This window comes from Streptomyces sp. NPDC040589, from assembly GCF_055594445.1.
Genome location: NZ_JBVIWP010000008.1, coordinates 149,120 through 160,900 on the forward strand (window position 1 = coordinate 149,120; position 11,781 = coordinate 160,900).

General features: G+C 68.8%; 10 protein-coding genes. 6 read left to right on the top strand and 4 right to left on the bottom strand.

The window, feature by feature from the left end; translation table 11 throughout:
- The first annotated feature begins 62 nt into the window (after nt 1–62).
- Entirely contained in the window at nt 63–848 is a 786-nt protein-coding gene (locus ACZ58V_RS30710) for a dioxygenase family protein (protein WP_468197933.1), read from the top strand.
- A 38-nt stretch (nt 849–886) separates the two neighbouring features.
- Here the strand turns inward: ACZ58V_RS30710 and ACZ58V_RS30715 are convergent, their stop codons facing one another.
- Nucleotides 887–1,405 (bottom strand): GNAT family N-acetyltransferase, encoded by a 519-nt coding sequence (locus ACZ58V_RS30715; RefSeq protein WP_468197931.1) that lies wholly within the window; start codon nt 1,403–1,405, stop codon nt 887–889.
- A 193-nt stretch (nt 1,406–1,598) separates the two neighbouring features.
- On the opposite strand from ACZ58V_RS30715, the gene ACZ58V_RS30720 reads away from it, so the two are divergent.
- Nucleotides 1,599–2,597: a sigma-70 family RNA polymerase sigma factor gene (locus ACZ58V_RS30720; RefSeq protein WP_468197930.1), complete on the top strand. Its 999-nt coding sequence runs from the start codon at nt 1,599–1,601 to the stop codon at nt 2,595–2,597.
- A 368-nt stretch (nt 2,598–2,965) separates the two neighbouring features.
- Nucleotides 2,966–3,676 (top strand): TetR/AcrR family transcriptional regulator, encoded by a 711-nt coding sequence (locus ACZ58V_RS30725; protein WP_471294039.1) that lies wholly within the window; start codon nt 2,966–2,968, stop codon nt 3,674–3,676.
- Nucleotides 3,677–3,697: 21 nt separating this feature from the next.
- Here the strand turns inward: ACZ58V_RS30725 and ACZ58V_RS30730 are convergent, their stop codons facing one another.
- The 3 genes from ACZ58V_RS30730 to ACZ58V_RS30740 all read right to left on the bottom strand — a co-directional run bounded on the left by ACZ58V_RS30730 (nt 3,698) and on the right by ACZ58V_RS30740 (nt 8,269).
- On the bottom strand, nt 3,698–5,548 hold the full coding sequence (locus tag ACZ58V_RS30730) for a hypothetical protein (protein ID WP_471294041.1): 1,851 nt from the start codon (nt 5,546–5,548) through the stop codon (nt 3,698–3,700).
- Between the two features lie 197 nt (nt 5,549–5,745).
- The gene (locus ACZ58V_RS30735; RefSeq protein WP_471294043.1) at nt 5,746–7,203 is read right to left on the bottom strand and encodes a hypothetical protein; all 1,458 of its coding nucleotides are present in this window, start codon (nt 7,201–7,203) and stop codon (nt 5,746–5,748) included.
- Nucleotides 7,204–7,291: 88 nt separating this feature from the next.
- The gene (locus ACZ58V_RS30740; RefSeq protein WP_468197921.1) at nt 7,292–8,269 is read right to left on the bottom strand and encodes a helix-turn-helix transcriptional regulator; all 978 of its coding nucleotides are present in this window, start codon (nt 8,267–8,269) and stop codon (nt 7,292–7,294) included.
- A gap of 62 nt (nt 8,270–8,331) precedes the next feature.
- On the opposite strand from ACZ58V_RS30740, the gene ACZ58V_RS30745 reads away from it, so the two are divergent.
- The 3 genes from ACZ58V_RS30745 (at nt 8,332) to pfkB (ending at nt 11,702) form a co-directional block, all read left to right on the top strand.
- Nucleotides 8,332–9,837 (top strand): MFS transporter, encoded by a 1,506-nt coding sequence (locus ACZ58V_RS30745; RefSeq protein WP_471294046.1) that lies wholly within the window; start codon nt 8,332–8,334, stop codon nt 9,835–9,837.
- 159 nt (nt 9,838–9,996) lie between these two features.
- On the top strand, nt 9,997–10,758 hold the full coding sequence (locus ACZ58V_RS30750; RefSeq protein ID WP_382829088.1) for a DeoR/GlpR family DNA-binding transcription regulator: 762 nt from the start codon (nt 9,997–9,999) through the stop codon (nt 10,756–10,758).
- Nucleotides 10,755–11,702 carry a 1-phosphofructokinase gene (gene pfkB / locus ACZ58V_RS30755; protein WP_405505926.1) on the top strand — a complete coding sequence of 316 codons (948 nt, stop codon included), beginning with the start codon at nt 10,755–10,757 and terminating at the stop codon, nt 11,700–11,702. Before ACZ58V_RS30750 ends, pfkB begins: the two co-directional genes overlap by 4 nt.
- Nucleotides 11,703–11,781 lie beyond the last annotated feature (79 nt).

The following is an 11,781-nucleotide window of genomic DNA, read 5'->3' on the forward strand; positions in this document are numbered from 1 at the left end:
TGAAGATTAAACAAATGGCCCGTACAGTTTTGTCAGGGAACCATTCTGGAGGGAGTCGCAGCATGTCCGCCGCCACCCAGGAGCGCATGCCCGCTCTGTACCTCAGTCACGGCGCCCCGCCGCTGGCCGACGACCCGGTCTGGCCCGGTGAACTGGCCGCCTGGTCCGCCGGACTGCCGCGCCCCAAGGCGATCCTGATGGTCTCCGCCCACTGGGAGGAGGCCCCGCTCGCCCTCGGCGCCACCGAGACCGTCCCCCTCGTCTACGACTTCTGGGGCTTCCCCGAGCACTACTACCGGGTGAGGTACCAGGCTCCCGGCGCACCGGAGCTCGCCGAGTCGGTACGAAAGCTGCTGCGCGCCCCCGGTGTGCCCGTCCAGGACGTCCCCGACCGCGGCCTCGACCACGGCGCGTACGTCCCGCTGGTCGAGATGTACCCGGAGGCCGACATCCCCGTCCTCCAGGTCTCCATGCCGACGCTCGACCCGGTCAGGCTCATGGAGATCGGCCGCAAGCTCGCCCCGCTGCGGGACGAGGGCGTGCTGATCGTCGGCTCCGGCTTCTTCACGCACAACCTGGCCGCGCTCCGGCAGGGCGGCATCCCCGGCTGGTCGGCGGAGTTCGACGACTGGGGCCGGCGGGCGCTGGAGGCACGGGACGTGGACGCCCTGCTGGACTTCCTCCACACGTCGCCCGCTGGGCAGCTCGCCCACCCGCGCACCGAGCACTTCGCCCCGCTGTTCGTGACCATGGGCGCCGCCGACGCGGCCGGTGAGCTGGACGTGCAGAAGTCGGTGATCGACGGGTTCTGGATGGGGCTGGCCAAGCGGTCCGTGCAGTTCGGCTGAAATCGACCTCGACGAGCCCGGGGTCCGCGCTCCGGGTGTCAGAGCGGCTTCTCGTACCAGGCCACGTCCCAGTAGCGGCCGAACTTGCGGCCGACCTCCCGGTACGTGCCGACGTACTGGAATCCGCAGCGCTCGTGCAGCCGGCCGGACGCCTCGTTCGGCTGGCTGATGCCGGCGTAGGCGCGGTGCAGGTCCTCGCCGGACAGGGCCTTGAAGAGGGCCTCGTACAGGAGAGTGCCGATGCCGCGGCGGCCGGCGTGCGGGGCGACGTACACGGTCGTCTCCACCGAGGTGGCATAAGCGGGCTTCTGCCGGAAAGGGCTTGATGTGGCGTAGCCCAGAATTTCCTGTGAGTTGGTGCCCGTGGCAACCATCAGGCGATGCGGGCCGTCTACTGGATGGGAGAGCAGCCAAGGGCGGCGCTCTTCCGGAGTGAAGATCGCGGTATCGAATGTGATCGCCGTCTCACGTACATAGTGGTTGTAGAGGGCTGTGAGAGCTTCGAGGTCGGCCTCGACTCCCGGCCTGACCTGCACCTCTGTATGTTCTGACAGCATCGTGCCTCCCTAGGTGGCCGGACAGGGTACTGCATGATCAGGAAAATCGTGGGGCGGGTTGGGAATTCTGTCCTGATTCCAGTCGTTGTTTCCATCGGATGCAGGGCACCCGAGGAGAGTCCGGAGAGTCCCGGAGACGGAGTCCAGCGTCCGAAGGACCGCCCGCTGACCTCACCATCGCAAGGGAGCACGCATGGCAACCCGTGCCGTCGCCCGTCGTAAGTCCGCCACCGGCGAGACGGCCGACGCGGCAAGCAGTGTTCGCGCCCATGGCGGCGAGATCGCCGACCGCGACCTGGTCGGCATGTATCTCGACGAAATAGCGCGCACACCACTGCTCGACGCCGCCAAGGAGGTCGAGCTGTCGCAGGTCATCGAGGCGGGTGTGTTCGCGCGGCAGGTCCTCGAAGGGTTCGAGGACACCAAGGCCGACGCCACCCGTGACGAACTCGAGGCCCTGATAGCCGACGCGGAGCGGGCCAAGGACATCTTCATCCGCTCCAACCTCCGCCTGGTCGTCGCCGTCGCCCGCCGCTACCCCCGCAGCGGTCTGCCGCTGCTGGACCTGATCCAGGAGGGCAACGCCGGCCTGGTGCGCGCGGTCGAGAAGTTCGACTACCGCAAGGGCTTCAAGTTCTCCACGTACGCGACGTGGTGGATCCGCCAGGCCATCACCCGCTCGATAGCCGACCAGTCCCGTACGATCCGCCTGCCCGTCCACCTCGTGGAGGAGCTCGGCCGGATCCGCCGTGTGCAGCGCGAGTTCAACCGCGAGCACGGCCGGGACCCGGAGCCCGCGGAGATCGCCGCCGAGCTGGCCTCGACGCCGGAGCGCGTCACCGACGTGCTCGACTGGGCCCGCGACCCGGTCTCGCTGAACATGTCGGTGGACGACGAGGGCGAGACCCAGTTCGGCGACCTCCTGGAGGACACCTCGGCGGTGTCGCCCGAGCAGTCGGTGCTCACGCTGCTGCGCAGTGAGGAGCTCGACGACCTCATCGGCCGCCTCGACCAGCGCACGGCCTCCATCATCAAGATGCGCTACGGCATAGAGGACGGCCGGGAGCGCACCCTGACCGAGGTCGGCAAGGAACACGGACTGACCCGCGAGCGCATCCGGCAGATCGAGAAGCACGCGCTGCTGGAGCTGAAGAAGCTGGCGCGCAGCACCGGTTTCGACGCGGCGGCGTGACGTCCGGTTCGCACCCGGCTGCGTGATGCGTGACACCGCGTACGCCGGGTGGCGAAAGACCGCGCAAACATGGCGTTGTATCGCCGCTTAACCCGAAGGACTCGGGGAACAAGACTTCCGGGTCCACCAGTTCGGGCCCGGGGCCCACACCCCCTCGGCCCCCAAGAACCAAGTCCCGTCGCACTCCCCCCGGCGCCGGGACTCTCCCAAGGCCGGGCCTCGGCGCCCCTCCCCCCGGGCGCCGGGGTCCGGCTCTTTTCCTGCCGGCGCCTCGCGCGCGGTGCTGGGAGGGCGGGGCACCCCGTACCTGAACCACGGGGTGGCCCGCCAGATGGCAGATTGTGTCACATGGGCATACCCTGCCGGGCGTGAGCAGCACCACCCCGACCCCGCCTCAGGCCTCGCTGACCGCGCGGCGGAAGGCCGAGACGCGGATGGAGATCGCCCGGGCGGCGGCGGGCCTCTTCGTCCGGCACGGCCTGCGCGCCACCCGCGCGGAGGACATCGCCCAGGCCGCCGGTATCGCCCCGCGCACCTTCTACCGGTACTTCGCCACCAAAGAAGAGGCCGTCGCCCCGCTCTACGCGGCCGGCGCCCAGCGCTGGGTGGCGGCGGTACGCGCCGCTCCGGCCGACGCGAGCGTGCTCCAGGCCCTGGAACAGGGCGTCCGCCACACCCTGACCCCGGGCGTCGGCGTCTCGGCGTCCTCCTGGGAGTGGGTGCGCACACTCCTGCGCCTCGCCGAGGCGAATCCGTCCCTGCGCCGGGTGTGGGCGGAGGTGTGCCAGACGTCGGAACGGATGCTGGGGGAGGTGCTCGCCGCGCGGCTGGCCGATGCCGGTCCTGCGGGGGATGGCTCGACAACCGACCCCGACAACGTTGCCGTACCCGCACACCTGCGCTTCGCCGCCGCGGTCGCGAGTGCCGCCGTACGTGTGGCGATGGAGGGCTGGGCGTCCGGAGACGTCTCCGCGGACGGGCTGGACGGGCCGGAGACGCCGGCGGAAGCGGCGTTGCGGAATCTGGGGGTGCTGCGGGATTTCCCCTGGGACAGCCGAAGGCTCGACGAGGGACGGTGACGCCGTTGACCGGACGTACGGTCACTCCTCCGACAGGGCCTTGTCGACGAATCCGTAGCAGTTCTCTCCCGACTTGAAGGCCTTCGCGGCGTCGCGAAGAGACACGTCGAACATGCGTATGTCCGCGAGCGTCACCGCTTCGTCGGGTCCCGCTCTGCGGAGAGCGGCCTTGTAACCCTCGGCGCTGGCCTGAGCGGGAGACGCCCTCTGCCCGAGTTCCTCACCCATCACCTCGGTGAAGACGGTCAGAGCTTTCCTCGAGACGCCGGACGACTCGAAGTGCGCGGTGCATTGCCGGGTGGCCTGCAGTTCGTCTTCGAGATCCTGCTCGGACAGCTTCGGAGACCTGACGACGGCGAACTTGGCGCTGGCCTGTTCCGCACCTTCCTCGTACTTCACATGGGTGACGTTCTCCTTCTCCCCGTAAGGCACCTGCGACGCCTTCACCACCGCACGGATGGCGACCGTGACCGTCTCCTCCGGCACGATCTTGGTGTCACCGCCCGTGGGGCAGTTCACCGCGGTGTTCCCCGCTGTGAGGTCACAGTCGGTCTTGTCACCCGAATCCCTCATCAGCTGGGCGTGCAACACGGGGCGGATGACGCCTCCCTCGGCACCGCCCGAGGCCGACGCGAACTTGCCCTTCACCGTCACATCGGTGACGTCGTCATCCCCGTGATTGGTCACCTTGATGGTGAAGGACTGGAACTCTCCCGGGGCGACCGCAGGGTTCAAGGGTGTGTCCCTGATCTCCAGCAGAGGCTTGTCCGCGTGCTTGTCGTTGTCGTCGCCGAGCTTGTTGATGAAGTCATCTGCCGTGCCCTTCGCCTTGTCCCGGTCGTCGCGGGATGCCGAACGGTCGTAGGACTTCAGCAGAGCTTCGCTCAGCTGCTCCACGTTCTCCTCGAGCTGTGCCCGCAGCCCCTTCGAAAGGGTCTGGTCGCGAAGAATTTGATGGGTTGTCCCCAAGGTCTGCATGCCCCGTACAAGCCGCTTGCGATCATCCTGCGATGTCGGCCGGCTGCGAGCGTGAGTCAGCGTATTGACGTCCTGCTCCGTGCTCTTGAGGTAGAAGTACCGACGGGCCGGGCCGTCCGCCGCTGGTGGAGCGCCCGAGCCCGAGCCCTCTGCGGTTTCCGGGGCCGCGAACAGCCCGTAGCGTTCGGCCACCTCGTCAGCGACCTCCATGTAGGTGGACCGCTCCTCGCGGGACCTCTTGGGATCCTGGGTCGCAGCCAGCGTTCCGACCGTCCCGTCCACGATTCTCGTGTAGGCGGACCGATCCTTCTTGGGCGTCCTGGGATCCTGGATCACGCCCAGCGTTTCGGTCGCCCTGTCCACGATGTGGGTGTAGGCGATCCGCTGCTTGCGGGGTGTCTTGGGATCCTGGAGCGTCCCCAACGCGTCGGTCAGCCGAGACACGATCCTCGCGCAGGCGGCCCGCTCGCCGGGCGGGATATCTGGATTCCTGCTCATCCTCAGCAACCCGGCAAGCTCCTTCTCGACCTGCTCCCTGACCTCCTCGGGCACCTTCAACGCCGCCGTGCGCCGCTCCAGACGCTTCATTTCTTCCGAGGAGGCGGCCGATGACGAGGGCTTCGACGCGGTGCCGGAGTCGCTCGCTTCGCCGGAGTCGCTTGCTTCGCCGGAGTCGGTCGGCTCGCTCGGCCCGGTCTGCTTGTCGGATCCCGTCGTCCCGGGCTCCGACGGCGAGCTGGGCTCGGGCGCCGTACTGGGTCCGGTCGGCGTCGTATCGGGCCCGGTCGGCGTGCCGGAATCCGGTGTGCCCGGCTCCGGGGGTGGGCTGGGGGTCTGGGCCGGCTTCACGGCCGCGGCTTGGCCGAAGACTCCCGTCGCTGTGGCGCCGGCCACGCCTCCCGAAAGCGAGAGTGCCGCAACCAGACAGTACGTGCAGCCCTTGGAACGGGAGACTCGTCGTCGAATGTTTCGGGCCATGGCGCATCCAGATGCACTGTGGGACGTGCGGAATTTGCCCCTGCAGACACAACAACCACTTATAGCTATTTTCGGCTCATTTGTGCTCTCGTGCAACTCGGCAGCCCGGCCCGCTACAACGACTGCAACGACGCCATCAATGCCGCGACGGATACTCTGGTCGAAGTCGAGCGCGACTCCACGCCGTACCGGTCCTCTTCTCTCGCGATTTCCCTACTCAATTCTTTCAGATCAGGCTTTTCTCTGCCGTTGAATTTGTAGGAGGAGATGGCGTACGAGTAATTGAAATCCTCCCCTGTGCCGTACCAGAGTACGGTCACGTACCGGGGTTTGCGGGTGACATTGATGATGTTGTTGTTGTGGCGCACTACCCCTTGATGGATGATCATCTCGCCGCATTCTGAGCAGTAGAATCGCCCCTCCTTCTTGTGCCAGGAGGGGTGCGCCTGCTGTAGTTGCAGGAGATTGATCTTCCCGCGATCCATCCGCATAGCCACCACGCCCAAGGTCGCTTCCAGGAGATCGTATTCAACGCTCCTGGGGACCTGTATTACTTTTTCCTTGACGTGCTCCTCTCCCGGATGAAGCCAGTAGCCCGGTCCAGCGAACTGTCCGGCGCTCAGCGTCTTGCTGTCTGTTTCGGCGACGTGGAGCTCTGCGTCGGATTCATTTTCCAGAGCCTTCTTCCAGCCCCTTAGCTCTCCGTCGTCCTTCGAGTAGTCGGCTGAGCGCCCGTACACCAGGTATTTATCGATGATGATGTATGCCGGAACTTTTCCGGTGTTCTCCACCTGGAACGTGAGAGGCACATGAATGAACGGGCGGGCGGGGTCGGTGTGAGGGGTTCCGAACTTTGCCGTGAGAGTGACATAGAAGGGAGCGGATGTGGGCTGGTAGACGGCGGAGTATGCGAAGTTCGTGGCGGCCAGAAGGCCGGACAGGGCCACCCCGGTCGCAAACCCCTTGGGATGGGGAATGACTCTCCAAACCTGCTCCTGGAAAAGTCGCCAGAGTGCCCAAAGTGACCACGCGAAGAGCAGCAGGTACACGGGTAGATAGAGCGTCGGTTCTCTTTCCTGGAGCCAGGTGAACAGGAAAATGCTCTCTGTGATGAAGGCGATCAGCGCCCCGACCAGTACCACGGCCCCGGAGTACCTGACCTGCCGTTTTCCCTCATGGTCGAGGGCCGCCAGCGCCGCGAGGCCCTGCACCGCGCCGGACAGGATGAAGAGGAACCCCGTGATGCGCTGCGCGAAAGTCAGTGCCCCCATGGCGTCCGGTGTTCCGACGGCGGTGAGCAGGCCCATGGACAGGACGAGTCCCGCCATCATGAGTGCCGTGACCGTGCGTCTTCGCCACGTGAGGTCGGGCCATGTCTCGCTGCCGGCCCCGCGCCAGACCATGACTCTCCGGTCATCCAGATCGATGTCCTCCGGGCAACCGAGTCTGCGGAGAACCCTGCGCAGATCCCTCGGGGACCAGGCACTGCCCACCGTCGTGCCACCCACGCTGACTGCGCGAAGGCCCCTGCTGTCCGGCGGCTCCACGATCACCCTGGGAGTCTTCTCCATGAGGGCCAGCCTTGATGGTGAACGGACAACGTGCAGCCGGGCTTGCTCCATCCGGCCGTTCGGTGCGGCCGCCCCGGTAACGGGCGCTTCACGTCGCGCCCCGTTCCCCCGCCGCCCTGCTCAACCGGGCCCCCATCTCCCGTACGCCCCTCACGAGCTCCTCCGGCGCATGCACCACGAAGTCGCACTCCAGCATCGCCAGCCGGAACGCCACCCACTGCACATGGTCCCCTGTGGACCCCCGCAGCCGGCAGGTGCTGTCGTCCAACGGCTCGGGCGCCCCCAGCCAGTTCGGCAGCCGGGCGGCGACGAACTCGGCCGGTGCGGCGAAGGTGACCTCGAAGTCGTAGGTCCGCTGCTGCCGTTGCATCGACTGCCGCAGGAATTCCGCAGCGCTCCCGGTCGGCAGCTCGCGCGGTACGAACCGGGCCCCCGTGGCGAACGGTTCGCTCACCCGGTCGACGCGGAACGTACGCCAGTCGTCGCGGTCGATGTCGTACGCCACCAGGTACCAGCGGCGGCCCGTCGAGACCAGCCGGTACGGCTCTGTCAGGCGTCGCGACTCGGTGCCGTCGGCGGCCCGGTAGGAGAACCGCAGCCGCTCGTGCCCGGCCACCGTCGAGGCCATCACGGTCAGCGTCTCGGGTGCGATGCTGGGGCCGTCCCCGCTGGTCAGCGGCATGGTCGCGGCCTGCAGGGTGGTCACGCGGTGGCGCAGCCGGCCCGGCAGCACCTGCTCCAGCTTGGCCAGCGCCCGTACCGACGCCTCGTCGAGGCCCTCCACCGCGTGGCCCGCCCCGGCGCGGAGCCCGACCGCGATGGCCACGGCCTCCTCGTCGTCGAGCACGAGCGGCGGCATGGCCTTGCCGGCCACCAGCCGGTAGCCGCCGTCGGACCCCTTGGTCGCCTGCACGGGATAGCCCAGTTCGCGCAGCCGGTCGATGTCCCGCCGGACCGTGCGGCGGGAGACCCGGAGCCGGTCGGCGAGCTCGCCGCCGGGCCATTCGCGGGGCGTCTGGAGGAGCGAGAGGAGCGCGAGCAGCCGGGCCGGTGTGTCCGTCGTCATACCGACGAGGATGCCGCACCACTAGGTCATGATCTGACCTAGTGACCCCCTAGTTTCGAAGCATGACCTCCACCGACACCACCCCCGGCTCCACGGGCGGCGGCACCGATCGCCGCCGCTGGTTCGCCCTCGCGATCGTGATGACCGCGGCTTTCATGGACCTCGTCGACGTCACGATCGTCAACATCGCCATACCGTCGATCCAGCGGGAGGCGGGCGCGTCCTTCAGCGAGATCCAGTGGATCACCGCCGGATACGCCCTGGCCTTCGCCGCCGGGCTGATCACCGGCGGACGGCTCGGGGACATCCACGGCCGCAAGCGGATCTTCCTCGTCGGCATCGGCGGCTTCACCGTCGCCTCCGCGCTGTGCGGGCTCGCGGTGAACCCGGAGATGCTGGTGGCCTCGCGGTTCCTGCAGGGCGGTATGGCGGCGCTGATGGTGCCGCAGGTGCTGTCGATCGTGCACGCGACCTTCCCGGCGCACGAACGGGGCAAGGTCTTCGGGCTGTTCGGCGCGGTGGTCGGGCTCGGGGCCGTGTCCGGTCCGCTGCTCGGCGCGCTGCTGACCGAGTGGAACCTGTTCGGGTGGGAGTGGCGTTCGATCTTCCTGATCAACCTGCCCGTGGGTGTCGCGGGCCTGATCCTCGGCAGCCGGTTCATCACCGAGTCCAAGGCGCCGAAGGCCCTCAAGCTGGACCTGGTGGGTGTCGCGCTCGTGACGCTGGGTCTGCTGATGCTGCTCTACCCGCTCATCCGCGGCCGCGAGCTGGGCTGGCCGCTGTGGGGGTACGTCTCGATGGCCGGTTCGCTCGTCGTCCTCGCGGCGCTGGTGGCGTTCGAGAGGCGCAAGAGCGCACGGGACGGCTCCCCGCTGGTCGAGCTGTCGCTGTTCCGGGTCAAGAGCTTCGCGGCCGGGATCGCCGTACAGACGGTCTTCGGAGTCGCGCTCGGCATCTTCTTCCTGGTGTGGACGCTGTACATGCAGTTCGGGCTGGGCTGGAGCCCGCTCAAGGCCGGGCTGACCGGGGTGCCGTTCTCGATCGCGGTGTCCGTGGCCGCCGGGATGTCGGTGCAGAAGCTGGTCCCGCGCTTCGGGCGCAAGGTGCTCCAGGGGGGCGCGCTGGTGATGGCGGCCGGGGTGCTGCTCTACATCTGGGAGTCCGGGCACTACGGCCTCGCCATCTCCTCCTGGCAGATGGCTCTCCCCCTGGTCGTGATGGGCGTCGGGATGGGCCTGATCGTCGCGCCGCTGACCGACGCGATCCTCTCCGAGGTGCCGCGCGAGCACTCCGGCTCGGCCTCCGGCCTCATCAACACCGTGCAGCAGATGGGCAACGCGCTCGGGCTCGGGCTGGTGTCGGTCGTGTTCTTCGGCTCGATCAGCGACCACCTGAGCCGGGATCAGGTGGGCCCGGCCTTCGCCAACGCCTTCGAGAACGCGCTCGGTTGGGTGGCCGCGGTGATGGCCGTCATCTTCCTGCTGATGTTCGCCCTGCCGAAGCGGCCGGCGCAGCACGTGGAGGGTGAGGCGCTGCCGGCGGAGGGGAAGGAACCGGCGCTGGTCTGACAGCGGGGTACGTACGGGCCCGGCACCTCACAGGGTGCCGGGCCCGTTTCTGTTTCCGATCATGCCCGATTAGGCCCGAACCTGTTTACTTCGCAGAAATCTCGGCGTAGCCTCCCGCTGAAACCACACGTTCGGGCACGAGGCGGAGGCGAAACAGACATGTACGCACCGGAGCGGCAGCAGGAGATCCTCCGGCTCGCCCGTGACGGCGGCCGAGTGGATGTCGTGTCGCTGGCCGAGGAGTTCCAGGTGACGGCGGAGACGATCCGCCGGGATCTGACGGCCCTCGACCGGGCCGGCCTGGTCCGCCGGGTGCACGGCGGAGCCATCCCGGTCGGGCGTCTCGACTTCGAGCCGGACCTCGCCGAGCGCGAGACCGCGGCGGCCGACGAGAAGGACCGCATCGCCAAGGCGGCCCTCGCGGAACTGCCCAGCGAGGGCACGATGATCCTCGACGCCGGCACGACGGTGGCCAAGATGGCCGCCGCCCTCCCGCTGGATGCCTCCCTCACCGTCGTCACGCACAGCCTGCCCATCGCGGCCCGACTCGCCGATCACCCCGGCATCCAGCTCCACCTCATCGGAGGGCGCGTGCGGCACCGTACGCGCGCCGCCGTGGACGCCTGGGCGCTCAGGGCGTACGGCGAGATCCGCGCCGACGTGCTGTTCGTGGCCGCCAACGGCTTCTCCGCCGAACACGGTCTGACCACCCCCGACCTCGCCGAGGCCGCCGTGAAGCGGGCGGCCGTGGCCGCCGCCCGCCGGGTGGTCCTGATCGCCGACTCCTCCAAGCACGGCCAGGAGCACTTCGCCCGCTTCGGCGACCTGAGCGATGTGGACCTGCTGATCACCGACAGCGGGCTGAGCCCCGAAGACGCCGTCGCCATCGAGCGCGGCGGCACGGAAGTAGTGCGCGCATGATCCTCACCGTCACCCCCAACCCGTCACTGGACCGCACCTACGAGGTGCCGTCCCTCGACCGCGGCGAGGTCATCCGCGCCACCGGCGAGCGGATGGACCCGGGCGGCAAGGGCGTGAACGTCTCGCGCGCGGTCGCCGCGGCCGGACAGCGCACGGTCGCGGTCCTGCCCCTGGGCGGCGCCCCGGGCGCGCTCGTCGCCGACCTGCTCGACAAGCAGGGCATCGAGGTCGCTCCGGTACCCGTCGCCGGGGCCACCCGCTCCAACATCGCCCTCGCCGAGGCCGACGGCGTCCTGACGAAGATCAACGCACCGGGTCCGGAACTGTCCGAGGCCGAGCGGGAACTGCTCCTGGAGACCGTACGGCGGCAGTCCGGCGACGCCGCCTGGATCGCCTGCTGCGGCAGCCTCCCGCGCGGCCTCGCCCCCTCCTGGTACGCCGAGCTGGTCGCCCGCACGCACGCCGCCGGTGCCCGGATCGCCCTGGACACCTCCGGGCCCGCGCTGCTGGAGGCGCTGCGCGAACGGCCCGACGTGGTCAAGCCGAACGCCGAGGAACTCGCCGGAGCCGTCGGCCGCCCCCTCGCCACCGTCGGCGACGCCGTGAAGGCGGCCGAGGAACTGCGCGCGATGGGCGCCCGGGCCGTGCTCGCGAGCCTCGGCGCCGACGGGCAGCTGCTGGTGTCCGACGAGGGCGCCTGGTTCGGCAGCGCCCGCGTGGACGCCGTCCGCAGCAATGTGGGCGCCGGTGACTCCTCCCTCGCCGGCTTCCTGATCGCCGGCGGCAGCGGCCCGGACGCCCTCGCCTCCGCGGTCGCCCATGGCGCGGCGGCCGTCCAGCTGCCCGGCAGCGTCATGCCGACGCCGGGTGACCTGGACCCCGCTGCGGTGACGGTCACGGCGGAGGTCCCGGCGGACCGTGTGCTGAAGGAGCCGGTGTCATGACGTACTTCGAGCCGCACGAACCGGACACCGAGCGGCGGGCCTCCCCGTTACTCCCCGCCGCCACTCTCGTCACCCCCCA

What these genes read in the sequence shown, in the direction of transcription:
- ACZ58V_RS30710 (WP_468197933.1), top strand. Translation starts at nt 63, where the DNA reads ATGTCCGCCGCCACCCAGGAGCGCATGCCCGCTCTGTACCTCAGTCAC.
- ACZ58V_RS30750 (WP_382829088.1), top strand. Translation starts at nt 9,997, where the DNA reads ATGTACGCACCGGAGCGGCAGCAGGAGATCCTCCGGCTCGCCCGTGAC.
- ACZ58V_RS30715 (WP_468197931.1), bottom strand. Translation starts at nt 1,405, where the DNA reads ATGCTGTCAGAACATACAGAGGTGCAGGTCAGGCCGGGAGTCGAGGCC.
- pfkB (WP_405505926.1), top strand. Translation starts at nt 10,755, where the DNA reads ATGATCCTCACCGTCACCCCCAACCCGTCACTGGACCGCACCTACGAG.
- ACZ58V_RS30740 (WP_468197921.1), bottom strand. Translation starts at nt 8,269, where the DNA reads ATGACGACGGACACACCGGCCCGGCTGCTCGCGCTCCTCTCGCTCCTC.
- ACZ58V_RS30720 (WP_468197930.1), top strand. Translation starts at nt 1,599, where the DNA reads ATGGCAACCCGTGCCGTCGCCCGTCGTAAGTCCGCCACCGGCGAGACG.
- ACZ58V_RS30745 (WP_471294046.1), top strand. Translation starts at nt 8,332, where the DNA reads ATGACCTCCACCGACACCACCCCCGGCTCCACGGGCGGCGGCACCGAT.
- ACZ58V_RS30735 (WP_471294043.1), bottom strand. Translation starts at nt 7,203, where the DNA reads ATGGAGAAGACTCCCAGGGTGATCGTGGAGCCGCCGGACAGCAGGGGC.